This is a genomic window from Microvirga zambiensis WSM3693, from assembly GCF_016735695.1.
GTDB lineage: Bacteria > Pseudomonadota > Alphaproteobacteria > Rhizobiales > Beijerinckiaceae > Microvirga > Microvirga zambiensis.
On the sequence record NZ_JAERQD010000050.1, the window covers coordinates 23,487 to 42,484 of the forward strand.

Genomic DNA, 18,998 nt, shown 5'->3' on the forward strand with positions numbered 1-18,998 from the left:
GCCGTCGGCGGTTCTGGGTCCCTGCCTGCACGGGGATGACAGGGTCGAGGTGAGGTGCTTCGTCCTGATCGCGATCCCGGATCGGCTTACGCCGTCCGGGATGACATGAACTGGCAATTGGCCCTACCGCCCCTTGCGCCCCTTGTATTTTGGCTTCTGCCCGGCGAACCCTTGCGTGGAGCGGCCCGCGGGGCGCTCGCGGAAGTTCAGGGGGACCTCGCGGTCGGTGCCGGGGCCCATCTCGTCGAGGCCGGGCTTGCGGATGCGAGTGCCCTCGTCCGAGCGGCCTCGGCCCGTCGGGCCGTAGGAGGCGGAATCCTCGTCGCCTTCCGCGACGCCTTCGCCTGACGGCGGCAGGCCCTTCGGCGGCAGGTTGGCGCTGCGGCCGTATTTGCGCGAGCCGCCATAGCGGCCGGCCTCGCGCTCTACATCGACTTGGCGCGCCATGGGATCGTCGCTGATCGCAAGCTCGGTCGCCTGCAGGCGCTTGAGTTCGTCGCGCAGGCGCGCCGCCTCCTCGAATTCGAGATTGGCCGCAGCCTCGCGCATGCGCTTTTCCATGTCGGCGATGACGGCCTTGAGGTTGTGCCCGACGGTCTTGTCGGCGAGGCCCGTGTCGACCGAGACGTGATCGCGCTCGTAGACGCTCTCCAGAATGTCGGCGATGTTCTTCTTCACGCTCTGCGGCGTGATGCCATGCTCCGCGTTGTAGGCGAGCTGCTTCTCGCGGCGGCGGTTGGTTTCGGCGATGGCGCGCTCCATGGAGCCGGTGATCTTGTCCGCGTAGAGGATCGCCTTGCCTTCCACGTTGCGCGCGGCGCGGCCGATGGTCTGCACCAGCGAGGTCTCGGAGCGCAGGAAGCCTTCCTTGTCCGCATCGAGAATGGCGACGAGCGCGCATTCGGGAATGTCGAGACCCTCGCGCAGGAGGTTGATGCCGATCAGTACGTCGAAGGCGCCGAGCCTGAGATCGCGGATAATCTCGATGCGCTCCAGCGTATCGATGTCCGAATGCATGTAGCGCACGCGGATGCCGTTCTCGTGCATGTATTCGGTGAGGTCCTCGGCCATGCGCTTGGTGAGCGTGGTCACGAGCGTGCGGAAGCCGTTCGCCGCAAGCTCCTTCACCTCGTGCACGAGATCGTCGACCTGGCTGCGCGCCGGGCGAATTTCCACGATGGGATCGACGAGGCCGGTGGGGCGGATGACCTGCTCGACGAACACGCCGCCGGTCTGTTCCATCTCCCATTTCTGCGGCGTCGCCGACACGTGCACCGATTGCGGGCGCATGGCGTCCCATTCCTCGAAGCGAAGCGGGCGGTTGTCGAGGCAGGAGGGCAGGCGGAAGCCGTATTCGGCGAGCGTCGCCTTGCGGCGGAAGTCGCCGCGATACATGCCGCCGATCTGCGGCACGGTCACGTGGCTCTCGTCGGTGAAGACGAGAGCGTTGTCGGGCAGGTATTCGAACAGGGTCGGCGGCGGCTCGCCCGGTTTGCGGCCGGTGAGATAGCGGGAATAGTTCTCGATGCCGTTGCACACGCCGGTGGCCTCGATCATCTCGAGGTCGAACTGCGTGCGCTGCTCGAGCCGCTGCGCTTCAAGCAGGCGGCCCATGCGGGCGAGTTCCTGCAGACGGTGCTGCAGCTCGTCCTGGATGCCCTTCACGGCCTGCTGCAGGGTCGGGCGCGGCGTCACGTAGTGGGAGTTCGCGTAGACCTTCACGAAGGAGAGGTCGTTGGTCTTCTTGCCGGTGAGCGGATCGAACTCGACGATCGATTCGATCTCGTCTCCGAAGAGCCCGATGCGCCAGGCGCGATCCTCCAGGTGGGCGGGAAACAGTTCGATCACATCGCCGCGCACGCGAAAGGTGCCGCGGGCGAAATCGCTCTGGATGCGCTTGTATTGCAGGGCCACGAGATCGGCGATGAGCTGGCGCTGCTCGATCTTCTCGCCGACTTTTACCGAGAAGGTCATGGCCGTATAGGTCTCGACCGAGCCGATACCGTAGATGCACGACACCGAGGCGACGATGATCACGTCGTCGCGTTCGATCAGCGCGCGCGTCGCCGAGTGGCGCATGCGGTCGATCTGCTCGTTGATCGAGCTTTCCTTCTCGATGAAGGTGTCCGAGCGCGGAACGTAGGCTTCCGGCTGGTAATAATCGTAATACGAGACGAAATACTCGACCGCGTTGTCGGGAAAGAACGACTTGAACTCGCCGTAGAGCTGGGCGGCCAGCGTCTTGTTCGGCGCGAGGATGAGGGCAGGGCGCTGCGTCTCCTCGATCACCTTGGCCATGGTGAAGGTTTTTCCCGAGCCGGTGACGCCGAGCAGCACCTGATCGCGCTCGGCGCGGCGCACGCCATCCACCAGCTCCGCGATCGCGGTCGGCTGGTCGCCGGAGGGCGTGAAGTCGGATTTGATCTTGAACGGGATGCCGCCTTCCGACTTCTCGGGACGGGGCGGGCGGTGCGGCACCCAGGGCTGGCCGTTCTTGAAGCGCGGATCGCCCTCGGTCAGAAGCCTAGTGAGCGCATCGACCGTGGCCGAGACGCCTGAGCCGGGAGCCAAGTCGCCAAGCTCCTCGGCCACGTCCGGCCCGTCGTCGGGCCCTTTCATGCCGAGCTTCTTGGCCAAGGCCGGGTCGACATCGGCGATGTCGCCGTGGATGAAGGTTTCCTGCGCCCGTTCGGCAAAGCCCTTGGCCGCCTCCCGCTCCCGGTTGACCGCGGGATTCAGGAGATCGGCCAGATAGGGATCCAGCGGCTTGAGCTCAGGCTTGGAGGCTTTCCCGGTGGAAAGCTTGGGCTTCTTGGGTGATTTGGCCATAGAACGAATATGGTACAGACGGATGGGGATTGGAAGAGCGCAGGCGCAGGTAAGGTTATACAGAAAGGGCTTGGCAGTGTCTCCGCCGTCATGCATGTTTACCTGAATGGCTAAGGTTCTTAATCAGCCAAATTCTAGGTAGTCGTGTAATGTCGTCTCAGATCCTGACCTCGGCTCCGTCGAAGCGTGACCTTCCAAAATTTGATGCTCTCATGAGGCCTGTTTTGGAGGCGTTACAAGCCCTTGGAGGGTCCGCGTCTATTGCTGAGCTGCATGACTGGATCGCCGATTACCTGAATTTGTCTGACGGTCTCCGCTCTATTCCATATGGAAAGGGTGGAATGACAATTCTCCAGTATCGCCTGCACTGGGCTCGTAGCTATCTCAAACGAGTTGGTGCGATCGAGAATAGTGAGCGTGGAATCTGGACTATCACCGATGCCGGTCGTCAGATGACCAGCGAGGAGATATCGCAAGTCAAAAAGAGAGTTCGTATGGAAAACCGCCTGCGGAGACAGCAAGCGGAAGAAGATACGAATGACAATGAGAGCTTTGACGCGGATGAAGATGTCGATTGGACGACTCGTCTCCTAAACACCGTTGGACAGATTGATCCAAGCGCTTTTGAGCGTCTTTGTCAGCGGATCCTACGCGAGTCTGGATTCACGCGGGTCGATATCACCGGCCGATCCGGCGACGGAGGCATTGATGGTATCGGCGTCCTTCGCATGAACCTCGTGTCGTTCCACGTACTCTTCCAATGCAAGCGATGGAAAGGTTCTGTCGGTTCGAGTGTGGTTCGAGACTTCCGTGGTGCCATGGTTGGCCGAGCGGATAAGGGACTCATTATCACCACCGGTACTTTTACATCGGATGCACGTCGCGAGGCAGCGCGAGACGGTGCCCCGGCTATCGATCTCGTTGATGGCGAAAGCCTTTGCACATTGCTGAAAGACCTAAAACTTGGCGTGAAGGTCCGCCTCGTTGAAGAGATTGAAATCGAAGACGGCTTCTTTCATTCAATTTAATCCTTCTCACAATTATCCAACCGTATGCTTCTCCGCCTTGCCCCCACCCCGCACGGCCCTCACGAGCGGCGCGGCGACGTAGTGGGTGAACGGAATCACGATGGCGCCCAGGATCAGCCCGAAGAGGCCGGCGGCCGTGGCCGAGACCAGCCATTCCAACAGCCCACTAATGCTCGGGACCGCATGGCCGGCCGCGGCGGCGATATCGTGGATGAAATGGGCGAGACCCGCGAAGCCGTAGCCTTCGAGACCGTGGATGATGATGCCGCCGCCGACCCAGATCATCGCCGCCGTGCCGACGATGGCGAGGATCTTGAGCAGCACCGGCATCGCCTTCACCAGGCCGCGCCCGAAACCCTTCGTGAGCGGCGCGAGGAGCCTGTCCGTATGCAGCGGGGCGCTCGCAACGCCGCGGCGCAGGAGGCTCGAGACCGGCCTGTCGTTGCGGGCGAGCGCAACGCCGGCATCGTCCGCCTTCACGATCACCGCCACGCCGCCATAGACCAGGGCCGTGATGCCGATGCCGACGACGGCGAGCACCAGGGCCTGCATCCAGGTCGATCCGCCGGGCAGGTTCGCGAGCGTGATCGCCATGATTTCGGCCGAGAGGATGAAGTCGGTCTTGATCGCGCCGCTCACCTTCTCGTCCTCGACATTCTGCGCATTCTGCGAGGCGGCGCCCATGGCGGCCTCATGCTCGTGCGCGCCACGGGGAAACAGCGCCTCGAACACCTTCTCCGAGCCCTCGTAGCAGAGATAGGCGCCGCCGATCACGAGCAGGGGCGTGATCGCCCAAGGAGCAACGAAGCTGAGGATCAGCGCCGCGGGCAGGAGATAGATCAGCTTGTTCCTGAGCGAGCCGAGGGCGATCTTGCCGACGATCGGCACTTCCCGCGAGGCGGCGAAGCCCACCACGTAGCGGGGGGTCACGGCCGCATCGTCGATCACCACGCCCGCCGCCTTCACGCCCGCCTTGGCGGCCTGCGCGCCGATATCGTCGAGGGAGGCGGCTGCGACCTTGGCGAGGGCGGCGACGTCGTCCAGCAATGCGAGCAGGCCGATGCTCATGAGGTCTCCTGTCGAAGGCTTAGTTCCGATAACGCCCGACTGGTGGATTCGGTGCAGGGAAGCTTAGCGTCGTGCCGGGCTTGCTGTCATCCGCCTGTCATGGGCCGGGCGCATGAGCATCCGGCTAACCTTGACCGTCTCGCGGGGATTTACCATGCATCGCTCCCTCATCGCCGGCTCGCTCGCAGCCGCCCTTCTCTCCGGCACGGCGCTCAGCGCCTCCGCCGCGGAATATTTCGACCGCATCGCCAGTTTCCCCATCACCTCGAACCTGCCGAAGGATGGGGACCAGAAGGCCGAGACAGTGGCCGAGATCATCACCGCGAGCGAGGACGGCAAGCTGCTGATCTACACCGACAGCCCGCGCAAGGCGCTGGGCTTCATCGACATCACCGATCCGGCGAACCCCAAGGCCGGCGGTTTGCTCGCCGTCGGCGGCGAGCCCACTTCGGTGAAAGTGGTGGGGCCCAAGGCCTATGTGGCCGTCAACACCTCTGAGAGCTTCACCAATCCGAGCGGCAAGCTCGTCACCGTGACCCTCGCCGACCGCAAGGTCACCACGGAATGCGCTCTGCCGGGCCAGCCCGACTCTGTTGCTGCGAACGCTGGCATTCTCGCCATCGCAATCGAGAACGAGCGCGACGAGAAGGTCAATGACGGCGCGATCCCGCAATTGCCCGCAGGTGCGCTGGTGGTGGCTTCGTTTAACGGCGATCAGGTCGGCTGCGCGGATCTCAAGACGGTCAGCCTGACGGGCCTCGCCGCTGTCGCGGGCGAGGATCCGGAGCCGGAATACGTGGATGTGTCCGACGACGGCAAGGTCGTCGTGACCCTGCAGGAGAACAACCACATCGCCATCGTCGACGGCAAGACCGGCAAGGTCGAGGCGCATTTCTCCGCCGGCAGCGTCGACCTGAAAAACATCGACACCAAGAAGGACGGCAAGATCGAACTCACCGGATCGATGGATAAGGTCGTGCGCGAGCCCGACGCCGTGCACTGGATCGACAACAACCGTTTCGTAACCGCCAACGAAGGCGACTGGAAGGGCGGCTCGCGCGGCTTCACCATCTTCAACAAGGATGGCACCGTCGCTTACGAATCCGGCGCGAGCCTGGAGCACGAGATCGTCTCGCTCGGCCATTATCCGGACAGCCGCAACAAGAAGGGCATCGAGATCGAAGGCGTCGAGACCGGCCGCTTCGGCAGCGACAACCTGATCTTCGTCGGCTCCGAGCGCGCCTCGGTCGTGGGCGTTTATCGCGACACAGGCGCCGCACCGGAGCTGCTGCAGGTGCTGCCCACCGGAATCGGGCCGGAAGGGCTGATCGCCATTCCGTCGCGCAATCTCTTCGTCGCCACGAGCGAGACCGATCTGCACGGCGAGGGCGGCGTTGCTCCGCACGTGATGATCTACCAGCGCGCGGAGCGTGCTGCTCCGGCCTATCCGACGATCCGCTCGACGAAGAACGCGAACGGTCTGCCGATGGGCTGGGGCGCGCTCTCAGGCCTTGCCGCCGACAAGGCGCAGGCCGGCAGGCTCTATGCGGTCACCGACAGCGTCTATGGCGGCGCGCCGCGCATCCTCACAATCGACGCCACCAAGAAGCCCGCCCTGATCACGGCTGAGGCTCTCGTCACGCGCAACGGCGCGGCCGCCGAGAAGCTCGACCTCGAAGGCATCGCCGCGGCGCAGGATGGCTTCTGGCTCGCTTCCGAAGGCAACCTCGAGAAGGGCGTCAAGAACCTGCTGATCAGGGTCGATGCCAAGGGCGCGATCCAGGAGGAGATCAGCGTTCCGGCGGAGCTCGAAAAGGGCGCGAAGAACTACGGTTTCGAGGGCGTGACCGTCACCGGTTCCGGTGTCGACGAAATCGTGTGGCTCGCGGTGCAGCGCGAATGGGCGGATGACGGCAAGAACGCCGTAAAACTCCTCGCCTACAAGCCGTCCGACAAGAGCTGGAGCGCGGTGCGCTATCCGCTCGACTCGACGGAGGCTGGCTGGGTCGGCCTCTCCGAGATCACGGCGGCGGGCGACCGCGTCATCATCATCGAGCGCGACAACCAGATCGCCGAGAAGGCGAAGCTGAAGAAGCTCTATGCGGTTTCTCTCGCCGACATGAAGCCGGTGAAGCTCGGCGGCGAACTACCGCTCGTGACGAAGACGCCTTTGCGCGATCTTCTCGCCGATCTTAAGAGCGCGAAAGGCTACGTGCTCGACAAGGTCGAGGGCTTCACCATCGATGCGGCAGGCGACGCCTACATCGTCACCGACAACGACGGCGTCGACAATTCCTCCGGAGAGACGCAATTCCTGAAGCTCGGGAAGCTTTGAGAACGTTCGGTCAGATAGAGTGAAGAGGAGGGTCGCTTGTGCAGCGGCCCTCTGCGTTTCCGCTTTGCCTCCGGCTAAGCAGCCAGGCGTGCGAGATAGCGGCCATCCGGCGTCGTGCCGATGCGGCCGTAGCGGACGAGGGTGGTGAGCGCCTGCGCGATCCGCGGCTCGATGCGCTTGCCGCCGCGCCTGAAGCCACGTGCGAGAGCCGCCACATCCATGGGCCCGCCGGCGGCGAGAAGAGCGCGCTCGACGGCGAGCGGATCCTCATGGCGATCTTTCGGAAAGTCGGGCAGGGAGCGGTCGATGGCGATGACATTCTCGCCAAGATCCAGTTCCCCGGTCTTCGTCGTTGCAGCAGCTTTGGCAAAGCGCGGAATCTGATAATCGGGCCTGAGCCAGCGCACCAAGCCCGAAGCCTCCTCCTTCGCCCGCTCGGCATTGAGCGCCACCAGCCGTTCGAGGATCTCTTCATCGGAGAGATCGGCCCGCCAGCCATAAGCCTGGAACACGAGCGCATCGAGCCGCTCGTGCAGCTCCTTCAGGATGAGGATCAGACCTTCGCTTTTGATGCGCTCCTCATCGGGGGAGAGCACAATGCCCCGGCCGTCATCCCCGGCCTTGGGCCGGGGATCCACGCCTTTGCGACGCTGCGGTTCGGAAGACGTGGATAGCCGGGACAAGCCCGGCCATGACGGGGATGGTGATATCGCCTCCATCGCCTTCAGCTTCTCCAGCACATTGTACATCTGCGTCAGCGTGAGTCTTGGATGCTCGGCCTGGCGACTCTTCCGAAACGCATCGAGTTCTTCCGTGACGACGCGGATTTCGACTTTGAGGGATTCGGGAGGGTCGGGGAAGGGGAAGGGGTCGAAGCAGCGGGATTTGTTGTAGCGAGGATCGTTGCCCATGCCGAGCCATCCACCGGCGCGTGTCGCCCAAATTGTATGGATGCGAGATGAAAGGATTCCGAGATGCAGAGAGTCTGATCCTGCGATTGCGACAAGCATATTGTCAGGTAGGATGGTGCCATCGAGAAATTGAAAGACCCGGTGCTTCGCGGTCTCAACCGTTGCAATGTATCGAGGAAGGTTAGCTAGAGCAGGACGAAGTTCACGTCGCGGTTCGCCGAAAAGCCACCAATTCAGCCGGTACGTGTCTCGATTGTTGCGATCCCGCTCAGGCTTCACCGTCGAGAGCACGTGCTGATAAATTTCAGGATAGAGTTGGCGGACTCCGTCGGATTCTAACCCGAACAGGTCTATCACCATGACGCCACGTGGTGTTGAGGTTAGATCGCGTCCATTGCGGTAAGGTCGGATATGTTTCTCTAGGCCAAGCCTCCTCCCGAGTCCGAGATGCTGTGCTTCTGCCGGCGTCACGATGAAGCCCGATCCATGAAGCGATACACCACGGGAGCATAATCCCTCATTCGCTAGCAGCGATATAACCGAGCCGACATCCGTACCCACCGTCAAATTTGGATTGATACACCCCACATATTCCTCAAACTCAACAAGCGGCTCATCCGTATCGAGCCCACTCTCGCGCACGACTTCGCGTAGCACGCCGTCCTGCCCATCCTTCGCTCCAACCGTCATGGCGATACGCACTGCCGCTGAATCGGTTGCAGCCTTTGTCCAAGGATGGTCCGGGATCGCCATCACCAACGATACTGGCGTCTTCGCGTCCATACGTTTCTTCATCACGCGACGCGAGAATTCCTGTGTGATCGAGTTGGTGGTAACCAAGCCGAAGCGGCGCAGAAGTGAGCTTTTCGCAGTCAAGACTTCTGCCGCGCGGTCCCACCAGTACATGACGAAGTCGGCGCTATCGTTCATATGCTTGTGCGCGGCCCAGAGCGTTTCCGTATAGCCGTCGCCGAGACGTGCGCGCAGATCCTTGCCGCCCATGAAAGGCGGATTTCCAACGATGAACTCCGCTTCCGGCCACATCGGACGCCGCGCATTCGGAAATGTCTCGGCCCATTTGCCGTCCTTCTCCACCACCTGCTGCAGCGGATACCCATCCCAGGTCAGCACGGCGTCGTAGCCCTGGCGTCTGCCGAAATTGATGTTCTGGAAGGCGCGCAGGATCGGCTCGGAGGGGTGGCCGGTGCGGTTGCGGTAATGCTGCTGCAGATAGCCGATCCATACCACCAGTTCGGCGATGGCGGCGGCGCGCGGATTGAGTTCGAGGCCGAGGAACTGGCTCGGGCCGACGGTTTCGCGGTCGAGCTCCATGCTCTCCGGCTCGCCGAGCTGCGCCAGCGTCTCCAGCACCTCACCTTCGAGCTTCTTCATTAGCTCCAGTGAGACGTACAAGAAATTTCCTGTACCGCATGCAGGATCCAAGACCCGTGTCGCGCAGAGCTGGCGATGAAAGGCGCGGATGGTGGCGACGGCTGCCTTCTCGTCGCCGATTTCCTTCGCGTGCTCGGCCTTGCGCAGGGCATTCTGCCAATCCTCGCGTAGTGGCTCCATGATTGTAGCCTCCACGAGTCGCTGCACATAGGCGCGGGGTGTATAATGCGCGCCGAGCTTTTTGCGTTCGGTCTTGTCGAGCGCCTGTTCGAGGAGAGTGCCGAAGATCGCCGGGTCGACGTCCGTCCACGAATGGTTCGCAGCCGCCAGCAGCTCGCCGATCTCCTCGCGGCCGAGATCGAACACCGTGGTATCCCTGAACAGGCCACCGTTGAAATGGCGCACGCGGGTTTCCACCACATGGCTGAACTCGTCGCCTTTCTCCATCTGCTCCCAGAGGGATTTGAGACGATGCGGGAAGTGATCGGGGTCGATGACACTTTTCTGGAGCAGCGACTTGAAGCTGTCGGGCGGCAAGAGAGACACATCTTCCGCGAACATGGTGAAGAGGCATCGCATGAGAAAATGCGCGACGTCCTCCGCATTGCATCCGCGCTCCTCCAGCGCCTTGCTCACCTGTGCAAGGCGCTTGGCGATGTCACGCGTAACGCGGGCCGCCTCCTTCGACGGATCGAGGGAATGCGGCTTCTGCCAGATGTCCTTCAGAAGCGTGCGGTTCTTCTCGTCGTGTAGGTCCTGCAGGTAGATGCGGAAGCCGTTGCGGTCCGGAAAGTGGCTGTAGGCCCGTCCCGTTCCGGTGAAGTCCGCATAAAGCTCGAGGCAGTGGCCGACATCGCAGACGATGATGAAGGGCGGCGCCGGATGGTCTGCATCGAGCAGGAAGACATAAGCTTCCGCTTGCTGGCGTGCGTTCTTCATCATGGCGTCCCAGCCGCGCGCGATGGTGCGGCGGCCGAGATCGGCAGGCTCGTCGGCCAGTGGCGCCAGCTTGCCTTTTTCGACCTTCCTGCCGTCTGGAAGGCGGGACTGTTTGGCTTCCAGGATGAAGGCGTTCTTTTTGTAGAGGTCAATCCGCTTGGAGGTTATCGCATCGTCGCTGTCGCGGGGGCGAACGGCGCGCTCGAACACGTAGTCATTCCGCTCGCGATCGGTGCCGGCGGGATCGGGGCGTGATACATCAAGGACGTCACAGAGTTCAGATAAAAACATCTGATAATTGGCGCGTTCGGCACCGCCTTCGCGGGCAGTCCATCGTTTGATGAAAGCCTCCACGACATCGGAGGCAGCGGTGGGAGAACGCATGGGCCGACCACATATTGTCGGCCGTAGTGTTATAACACTTAAAACTTGATTAACAGAAGAAATGAACTTTAAATTGCAGGATGGTTAAGAGCGCTCTGAGGAGAGAAGGGTCTATCTCCAGCTCGGTTAGGGTATATTTTTAGGAAGATCACGCTCAATCCGGCCCGTCCATCCGGGCCGGTGCGTCCTGCAGGGGTATTGCCCGTCAGGCGGAAAAGGCCGTCGGGCCGCGCAGGTAGGCTTCTATCCGGTCGGCTTCGACCCTGGTCGGGTCTTCCAGCTCTTCCTCCGGGGGCGGAACTTCGTCCTGCGTGTCGGCAGGCGCTTCTTCGTCGGTCTGGGCGTTCACGACGACGGCATCGTTCAGGGCGGTATGAACGGCCAGAAGCAGGGTGTCCTGGGACTCGTCGTTCGGGGTCTCCGGGGGTGGGCGCGGAGCCATGGGATCCTCCTTCGGGGGTAGGCTGAAGTGTCAGCCCGTTCCGTGTCACAATTAGGGCGCCGTCGCTGTCCCGTTAGCCGAAAATCTGTTGAAAATTATAGGTTTCAGCGTGCCGGAGAGGATGCGTTTGCGCATTCCGGCCGCCGCTCGCGAGAAGGTGATCGGGGATCAGGCGCAGCTGCGCCCGATGGCGTTGAGGCCCTCGTCGAGGAGGTCGGCGAGGTTGGGGATGCCGATGAGCCAGTCGGCCGTCGAAAGGGAGCTCGCAGCCTCGCGCTCACGGGCGAGGCGGACGGCCGCGCCCCATTCCTCGGGCTCCATGTCGCCGCGGCCGATATAGACCAGGGCGATCAGGTCTGCGCGCTCGTCATCGTTGAGGCCGGCGATCACGTCGCGCAGCTCCTCCTCGGTGGCATCGTCAGGCTCGGAGGTGAGGGCGTCGATGCTGCCGTCGTCGATGGGGTTCGAGCCCGAGGCCGGATCGGTGAGGCCTTCTTTGACGTCGATGGCCCTGACCCGGAGAATGAGTTCGCAAACCTTGTCGAGCGCGATGTCCATGTAATCCCTCTTAAACCCTCTCGAGAAATCTCTGACAGGGAAACCCGGAAGAGGGGATTCGGTTCGGCAAGGGTCAACCCATCCTCGATCCTTGGCTTCCGGCACCGGCTGCGCGTAGAGTGAGACGAGGTTGGGGTGTCCGATGCGCCGGTTGATCGCTTTCTGTCTGGTTGGGCTCGCGCTCGCCTTGAGCCCGCTTCACGATGCCCATGCGCAGGCGGCTCGCCGGGCCGAGCCCGTCCGTCTGGCGGCGCAGCGTCCGGGGCAGGTCGATGTCTATATCCTGTCCTTCGGGCTCTGGGGGCCGCAGAGCGTGTTCGAGAGCGAGGCCAAGGGCGCCGCGCGGGTCCTCGAGGCGCAGCTCGACGCGAAGGGGCGTTCCATCGTCCGGTTCAACACCAAGCGCCGGGCGGGCGCGACGCCGGAATCCCTGCTCGCCGCTGCGACGGCTGCAGGCCAGGCTGTCGACCCGGCGGAGGATATCGTGGTTCTCGTCCTGACCTCGCATGGCGGTCCGGACGGGATCGGGCTCGTCGCCGGGCAGGATGCCCGCCTCGTGACGCCGCGGGATGTCAGGACCCTGCTCGACCGGACCCGGGCGCAGCACCGGGTCTTGATCGTCTCGGCCTGCTATTCCGGCGTCTTCGCCAGGGAACTGGCCGATGCACGCACTCTCGTGATTACGGCGGCCGCGGCCGACAGGCCCTCCTTCGGCTGCCGCGACGGCGCGACCTGGACCTATTTCGGCGATGCCTTCTTCAACAAAGCTCTTCGGGGCGAACGTCGGCTCGACGTGGCGTTCGAGCGGGCCCGCGGCCTTGTCACGCAGCGGGAGCGGCGTGAGGGCTTCGATCCGTCCAATCCGCAGATCGCGGGCGGGTCCCAGGTGCTGGAGCGCCTCGGCGCCAGGTAACCTTGCTTCCTATGCCGCATCTTGACATGCCGGCAGGGAGGAATAGGGCAGGGCGGCTCTTTCCAATTTCCTCCCTACTTTCTCCGGTTGCTCCATGAATCCTCACGTTGCGCCCGTCCTGATGCTGATCGCATCGAACGTCTTCATGACCTTTGCCTGGTACGGGCATCTGAAGTTCAAGACATCGCCGCTCTGGATCGCCGTCATGGCGAGCTGGGGCATCGCCTTCGTGGAATACTGGTTCGCGGTGCCCGCGAACCGCATCGGCTCCGAGGTCTATTCGGCGGCCGAGCTCAAGACCATGCAGGAGGTCATTACCCTCGTGGTCTTCGCAGGCTTCTCGGTGCTCTATCTCAAGGAGCCGCTGGGCTGGAACCACCTCATCGGCTTCATCATGATCGCGGGCGGCGCAGCCTTCATCTTCCAGGCTCGCTGAGCGCGGCATGACCCTCGTCGTCTATGCCGCCGCGGCGCTCGCCGAGATCGTCGGGTGCTTTTCCTTCTGGGCCTGGCTGCGGCTCGGCCGGTCGGTCTGGTGGATCGTGCCGGGCATGGGCGCGCTCGCCCTCTTCGCCTACCTGCTGACGCTTGCGCCGGCCGATGCCGCGGGCCGTGCCTATGCGGCCTATGGCGGCATCTACATCGTCGCTTCGCTCCTGTGGCTCTGGCTTGCCGAGGAGGCCCGGCCCGACCGTTGGGATATTGCCGGCGCGGGGCTTTGCCTGGCAGGTGCTGCCGTCATCCTGTTCGGGCCGCGGGGTGAGTTTTAGGGCTGGCGCCTGAAGGGGGACGCGTTTCTCCCTCCACCTTGCGGGGAGGGGCAGGGGTGAGTGTGGTGCGACCGGGTGAGCGGTTGCCATCACACCCGCCACGTCATGGCCGGCCTTCTCGATACGTGGGGCGCAGCGCTTTTTTTAATCGAGATCACCGGCACTGATCCCCGGATCAAGTCCGGGGAGGTGATGACGTCGAGAGAGTGATGAGGCGCGGCGCTTCGACTTTTCGACCCCCACCCTTCATCCCTCCCCGCAAGGGGGAGGGAAAAGCCGCGCGGTTCTCAAGAATAATCCTCAGCTCGCCGGCTTCATCCGCAGGATCCGCCCGTCGCGGGAATCGGTGAGAAGATAGACGAACCCGTCCGGCCCCTGACGCACGTCGCGGATGCGCTCGCCGAGATTCTGCAGCATGCGCTCCTCGCCGGTCACCCGGTTGCCGTTGGTCTCGAGCCGCGAGACGAGCTTCCCGGCAAGCGCCCCAACGAGGATGCTGCCGCGCCAGGCCGGGAACTTGTCGCCTGTGTAGAAGGCCATGCCGGACGGCGCGATGGAGGGGTCCCAGTAATAGACCGGCTGCTCCAGGCCTGCCTTCTTCGTACCTTCGCCGATCTTGGCGCCGGAATAATCGACGCCGTAGGAGATCACGGGCCAGCCGTAATTCTTGCCCTTCTGCGGGATGTTGATCTCGTCGCCGCCGCGCGCGCCGTGCTCCACGGTCCAGAGCTCGCCGGTGGTCGGGTGCAGGGCCGCCGATTGCAGGTTGCGGTGCCCGATAGACCAGATCTCGGGCTTGGCATCCTCGCGGTTCAGGAAGGGGTTGTTCGGTGCCGCGCCGCCATCCGGCTTGATGTGGACGATCTTCCCGATGTGGTTGGCCGGGTTCTGGGCCTGATTGCGCAGGTCGAACCGGTCGCCGAGCGTCACGAAGAGGTTGCCGTCGCGGTCGAAGACGAGGCGCGAGCCCCAATGGTTGTTGCCGGTATGGGTCGGCTCCTGCCGGAAGATGACCTGAACGGATTCGAGCGCGTTGCCGTTCGGGCTCAGGCGTCCGCGGGCCACGCTGGTGCCGGCGCGTCCCTCGCCGCGATCCTCCGCAAAGCTCAGATAGACGAGCCGGTTCTGCGCGAAGTTCGGATCGAGCGCCACGTCGAGAAGGCCGCCCTGTCCGCGAGCCGCGACACGCGGGACGCCCTGGAGCGGCTCGGAGAGAGAGCCGTCGGCATCGACGATGCGCAGGCGGCCGGGCCGTTCCGTGACCAGCATGCGTCCGTCGGGAAGAAAGGCGAGGCCCCAGGGATTTTGGAGATTGCGGGCGACCGTCTCGACGATCACCTCCACCTTGTCGGTGCGAATACGTTGCGTGTCCTGGGCCAGGGCGGCGGGGAGAGCGCCAAAGGTGAGGGCGCAGGCCAGGGCAAGACGAACTCTGAACATCATTCTCTCCGTACATCGATGTCGGAGAGCTAAACTCCTGCGCGAGGGCGTCAACCGCAGCGCAGTTCAATCACGCGTTACCGCTGGGAATAGACGTGGACCGCTTTCGTGTCATGAGCCGAGAGGGTCTGAGTGGTCGCCATCACGCAGAGCGTCGCAAGGCTCATCAGCATGATCAAGGCGAGCGAGCAGCGGCTTTCCTGGCGCGGATCGAGACGCTGGACCCGGGAAGAGACGTGGCAGGCGCTTCTTGGCTGGAACGTTTTCATCGGACCATTCCCCGCAGCCGAACAATGGCTGCGGAGGAAAAACTTGTGCGATTCAAGAAAGTTCCCGCCTCATCCGAAAGTGCCGCTTGCGGAATCCGGCCTAAGTATCGGCGTTAACTAATCATTAACGATTATGGCAGCGTGGCTTTAAGCTTTGGGACGCACCACCACCGATTCCGAAGAGCGTTCCGCCGGCCCATGGAAGACCGCCTCGACATTGTGTCCATCCGGATCGAACGCGAACGCGGCATAATAGCCTGGGTGGTAGGACCGTTCTCCCGGGCCCCCATTGTCGCGTCCGCCATGGGCGAGCGCAGCCGCATGGAAGGCATGAACGGCTTCGCGGTCGCGGGCCTGGAATGCGAGATGGACCCGCGAGACAGGCCCGTCCGCCTTGTCGACCCACAATTCGTCGCAGGCGAAATGCTTGGGGCTTTCCGAGGAGAACTCACGCCCGACCGCTTTCAGGACGGCCCGGTAGAAAAGCCGGCTCGCCTCGAGATCCGAGACGCGCAGGTGAACGTGATCGATCAGGCGGCCCAGGTGGAACTCCATGCAACTGCTCCCTCGCGTTCGACACATCCGCCATGTCATCACCGGCCTTGTGCCGGTGATCTCGATTGATTGAGGTGCGGCGCTTCACCGTATCGGGATGGCCGGCACGAGGCCGGCCATGACGTGAGAGGGTGTCATTCTCAGGCTGAGCGTAGCGAGGGGAGGGGATCCATAGCGCTGAGCGTGCGGCTGGATTCCCTTCCCCTTCGCTGCGCGTCCTTCCGGGAATGACACTGGCGGTTTTACTCCGCCTTGATGCCGGCCGCCTTGATGATCTCGGCCCAGGTCTGGATCTCTTTGGCGAGATACGGCTTGAACGCCTCCGGATCGCGGACGTTCAGGGTGAAGCCGAGCTTGGTGATGCGCTCCTTCACGTCGGGCTTGTTGAGGATCGCGATGATCGTGCCGGACAGCTTGTCGAGAACGGGCTTGGGCGTGTTCACCGGTGCGAAGAAGGCGGCCCAGGATTCCGCATCCGCGTCGGTGATGCCCTGTTCGCGTAGGGTCGGGACGTCGGGCGCCTGCGGGTTGCGCTGCGGGCTGGCGATGCCGATGGCGCGCATCTGGCCGGCCTGGAACTGGGACAGGACGCTCGGCAAGGTCGAGTTCGACACGTCGATGCGTCCCGCCATGAGCTCGGTCACCAGGGGCGCCGCGCCGCGGAAGGGCACGTGGGTCATCTTGGTGCCGGTGCGGGTCATGAATAGCTCGGTCGCCAGATGCGAGCCGGAGCCGACGCCCGTGGAGCCGTAATTCAGCTTGCCGGGATCCTTCCTGGCGATCTCGATCAGCTCGGGGATGGTCTTGGCCGGCAGATCGTTCTTGACCACGAACACGTGCTCGAAGGCGCCGGCACCCGCAAGCGGCGCGAAATCCTTCACCGCGTCGTAGCCCGGCTCTTTGAGCAGGAACATGTTGTTCCCATGCGTCTGGTTGTTGCCGAACACGATGGTGTAGCCGTCCGGGTCCGCCTTCGCGACCGCGCGGGTGCCGACCGCGCCGGAGGCGCCGGCGAGGTTCTCGACGATGACGTTCTGACTGAGCGACTTGCCCATCTCCTCCGCCACGATGCGGGCGATCACGTCGGTCGGGCCGCCCGCCGGGTAGGGGACCACCATCTTGATGATGCGGTTCGGGAATTCCTGGGCGGAGGCTGCGGTGGCGAAGAGGGTCGCGCCGGCGACGAGGCCGAGCGCGAGGCGGCGGGTGACGGATCTGGTCATCGGAAAGGGCGGCTCCTCAAAAACCCGGTCGGGACGGGTTATTTTTACTGGCTGTTTTGCTTGCTTGGGCGGCTTGACCGCATTAGGGTCCGCCGCCGTCACGGTCTCTATCTAACGCCCCGATCGGAGGATTCCCATGGGCTTTTTGTCTGACGCCCTTTCCCGCATCAAGCCGTCTGCAACCATCGTCATCACGCAGAAAGCGCGGGATCTGAAAGCCCAGGGGCGGGACGTGATCAGTCTTTCCGTCGGCGAGCCGGATTTCGACACGCCCGACAATATCAAGGAAGCCGCCATCGCAGCGATCCGCCGCGGCGAGACGAAGTACACGCCGGTTTCCGGCATCGTGCCCCTGCGCGAGGCCATCGCCCGCAAGTTCAAGCGCGAGAACGGCCTCGACTACAAGCCCTCGCAGACCATCGTCGGCACCGGCGGCAAGCAGGTGATCTACAACGCGCTGCTCGCCACCCTGAACCCGGGCGACGAGGTGATCGTCCCCGCGCCGTACTGGGTGTCGTACCCCGAGATCGTCGGCCTGTGCGGCGGCACGCCGGTCTTCGTCGAATGCACCATGGCGCATAACTTCAAGCTCCAGCCGGGGCCGCTCGAGCGCGCCATCACGCCGAAGACCAAGTGGGTCATCCTCAACTCGCCGTCGAACCCGACGGGCGCTGCCTATACCCGCGCGGAAATGAAGGCGATCACCGACGTGCTGATGCGCCATCCGCATGTATGGGTGCTCACCGACGACATGTACGAGCACCTGACCTACGGCGATTTCGAATTCGTCACGCCGGCGCAGGTCGAGCCCGGCCTCTATGAGCGCACGCTCACCATGAACGGCGTCTCCAAGGCCTATGCCATGACCGGCTGGCGTATCGGTTATGCGGCAGGCCCCGAGCATCTCATCAAGGCCATGGATTTCGTGCAGGGCCAGCAGACCTCCGGCGCCACCTCGATCGCCCAATGGGCGGCGGTGGAAGCCCTCGACGGACCGCAGGATCACCTCAAGGTCTTCAGAAAGGCCTTCCAGGAGCGTCGCGATCTCGTGGTCTCGATGCTGAACCAGTCGAAATACCTGAAATGCCCGATGCCGGAAGGCGCGTTCTACGTCTATCCGTCCTGCGCCGAAGCCATGGGCAAGACGGCGCCCTCAGGTAGGGTGCTGGAGACGGACGAGGACTTCGTCTCAGAGCTTCTGGAAGCGGAAGGCGTCGCGGCAGTGCACGGCTCGGCCTTCGGCCTCGGCCCCAACTTCCGCATCTCCTACGCCACGTCCAACGCGGCGCTGGAAGATGCCTGCCACCGCATCCAGCGCTTCTGCGGATCGCTGCGCTAAAGCATCGGCCCTGAAAGCGGACGCCGCTTTCGGGGCGCTCCCCCATAAGCCCTCATCCTGAGGGGATTGCGCCAGCAATCCGTCTCGAAGGAACAGGGCGTCTCCAGAGAGCACTGGAGCCTCCTTCGAGACGCAGACTTCGTCTGCTCCTCAGGATGAGGCTTCGAGGCGGTCGCTGCGCGACCTCCTCAGGATGTGTTCGAGTTTGTAAGTAGCTTCTGAGGAGCACGTCGTGCAGACGACCCTGCCGCAGACCTTCCATCCCGATCCTGCGGCTGAGCCCTATCAGGCGAACCCCGCCTCCACGCATCGCGTAAAATTCGACGCCCGCGTCGACTTCACCAATGGCGGTTATGTGGAGGCGAAGGATTTTCTGCTCGACATCACAGGCGACAGCATCGCACCCGAACGCCTGGCCGAGATGATCGTCTCGGCCATGAACCTGCTCCGCGCCGGTCCCGTGACGATCACCGCCATGCGGGTGGTGTGGCGCGGCGAGCATCAGGATTCCGCGTCCTCTTCCTAATACTACTGTGTCATAAACTTTGTGTGGCAGCAGGGACATCGTGGGAGCCTTCGCACGAGAGCGCAGATGAGTTCAGC

The 18,998-nt window shown here is 63.3% G+C and carries 16 protein-coding genes; 7 read left to right on the forward strand and 9 right to left on the reverse strand.

The features are described from left to right. Positions 1-123: 123 nt before the first annotated feature. Positions 124-2,829: an excinuclease ABC subunit UvrB gene (uvrB, locus tag JKL46_RS26595; protein WP_201838914.1), complete on the reverse strand. Its 2,706-nt coding sequence runs from the start codon at positions 2,827-2,829 to the stop codon at positions 124-126. A gap of 149 nt (positions 2,830-2,978) precedes the next feature. On the opposite strand from uvrB, the gene JKL46_RS26600 reads away from it, so the two are divergent. Next, the gene (locus JKL46_RS26600; protein WP_201838915.1) at positions 2,979-3,857 is read left to right on the forward strand and encodes a restriction endonuclease; all 879 of its coding nucleotides are present in this window, start codon (positions 2,979-2,981) and stop codon (positions 3,855-3,857) included. 12 nt (positions 3,858-3,869) lie between these two features. Here the strand turns inward: JKL46_RS26600 and JKL46_RS26605 are convergent, their stop codons facing one another. Further along, positions 3,870-4,925: a DUF808 domain-containing protein gene (locus JKL46_RS26605; RefSeq protein ID WP_201838917.1), complete on the reverse strand. Its 1,056-nt coding sequence runs from the start codon at positions 4,923-4,925 to the stop codon at positions 3,870-3,872. A 154-nt stretch (positions 4,926-5,079) separates the two neighbouring features. Here JKL46_RS26605 and JKL46_RS26610 point away from each other — a divergent pair, with 154 nt between their 5' ends. Further along, positions 5,080-7,260, forward strand: a complete 2,181-nt coding sequence (locus JKL46_RS26610) for an esterase-like activity of phytase family protein (protein ID WP_201838919.1) — start codon at positions 5,080-5,082, stop codon at positions 7,258-7,260. Between the two features lie 74 nt (positions 7,261-7,334). Here the strand turns inward: JKL46_RS26610 and JKL46_RS26615 are convergent, their stop codons facing one another. The 3 genes from JKL46_RS26615 to JKL46_RS26625 all read right to left on the reverse strand — a co-directional run bounded on the left by JKL46_RS26615 (position 7,335) and on the right by JKL46_RS26625 (position 11,886). Continuing rightward, positions 7,335-10,886, reverse strand: a complete 3,552-nt coding sequence (locus JKL46_RS26615; RefSeq protein WP_201838921.1) for a class I SAM-dependent DNA methyltransferase — start codon at positions 10,884-10,886, stop codon at positions 7,335-7,337. Between the two features lie 205 nt (positions 10,887-11,091). Continuing rightward, positions 11,092-11,328, reverse strand: coding sequence for a hypothetical protein (locus tag JKL46_RS26620; RefSeq protein WP_201838923.1), 237 nt, complete (start codon positions 11,326-11,328; stop codon positions 11,092-11,094). A 168-nt stretch (positions 11,329-11,496) separates the two neighbouring features. Next, positions 11,497-11,886: a DUF3775 domain-containing protein gene (locus JKL46_RS26625; protein ID WP_201838925.1), complete on the reverse strand. Its 390-nt coding sequence runs from the start codon at positions 11,884-11,886 to the stop codon at positions 11,497-11,499. A 142-nt stretch (positions 11,887-12,028) separates the two neighbouring features. Between JKL46_RS26625 and JKL46_RS26630 the strand changes: the two genes are divergently transcribed. From JKL46_RS26630 to JKL46_RS26640, 3 genes are all read left to right on the forward strand, one after another. Further along, positions 12,029-12,799, forward strand: a complete 771-nt coding sequence (locus JKL46_RS26630; RefSeq protein WP_201838926.1) for a C13 family peptidase — start codon at positions 12,029-12,031, stop codon at positions 12,797-12,799. Positions 12,800-12,893: 94 nt separating this feature from the next. After that, positions 12,894-13,235 (forward strand): DMT family protein, encoded by a 342-nt coding sequence (locus JKL46_RS26635; RefSeq protein ID WP_201838927.1) that lies wholly within the window; start codon positions 12,894-12,896, stop codon positions 13,233-13,235. Positions 13,236-13,242: 7 nt separating this feature from the next. Further along, entirely contained in the window at positions 13,243-13,569 is a 327-nt protein-coding gene (locus JKL46_RS26640) for a YnfA family protein (protein WP_201838928.1), read from the forward strand. Positions 13,570-13,869: 300 nt separating this feature from the next. Here the strand turns inward: JKL46_RS26640 and JKL46_RS26645 are convergent, their stop codons facing one another. From JKL46_RS26645 to JKL46_RS26660, 4 genes are all read right to left on the reverse strand, one after another. Further along, entirely contained in the window at positions 13,870-15,009 is a 1,140-nt protein-coding gene (locus JKL46_RS26645) for a PQQ-dependent sugar dehydrogenase (protein ID WP_201838940.1), read from the reverse strand. A 77-nt stretch (positions 15,010-15,086) separates the two neighbouring features. Continuing rightward, positions 15,087-15,278, reverse strand: a complete 192-nt coding sequence (locus tag JKL46_RS26650; protein WP_201838929.1) for a hypothetical protein — start codon at positions 15,276-15,278, stop codon at positions 15,087-15,089. 147 nt (positions 15,279-15,425) lie between these two features. Beyond that, positions 15,426-15,833, reverse strand: coding sequence for a VOC family protein (locus JKL46_RS26655; protein WP_201838930.1), 408 nt, complete (start codon positions 15,831-15,833; stop codon positions 15,426-15,428). 242 nt (positions 15,834-16,075) lie between these two features. Continuing rightward, positions 16,076-17,056 (reverse strand): Bug family tripartite tricarboxylate transporter substrate binding protein, encoded by a 981-nt coding sequence (locus JKL46_RS26660; protein WP_201838931.1) that lies wholly within the window; start codon positions 17,054-17,056, stop codon positions 16,076-16,078. Positions 17,057-17,192: 136 nt separating this feature from the next. On the opposite strand from JKL46_RS26660, the gene JKL46_RS26665 reads away from it, so the two are divergent. Both JKL46_RS26665 and JKL46_RS26670 read left to right on the forward strand, forming a co-directional pair. Continuing rightward, positions 17,193-18,395 (forward strand): pyridoxal phosphate-dependent aminotransferase, encoded by a 1,203-nt coding sequence (locus tag JKL46_RS26665; RefSeq protein WP_201838933.1) that lies wholly within the window; start codon positions 17,193-17,195, stop codon positions 18,393-18,395. A gap of 232 nt (positions 18,396-18,627) precedes the next feature. Then, on the forward strand, positions 18,628-18,921 hold the full coding sequence (locus JKL46_RS26670; protein WP_201838934.1) for a hypothetical protein: 294 nt from the start codon (positions 18,628-18,630) through the stop codon (positions 18,919-18,921). Positions 18,922-18,998 lie beyond the last annotated feature (77 nt).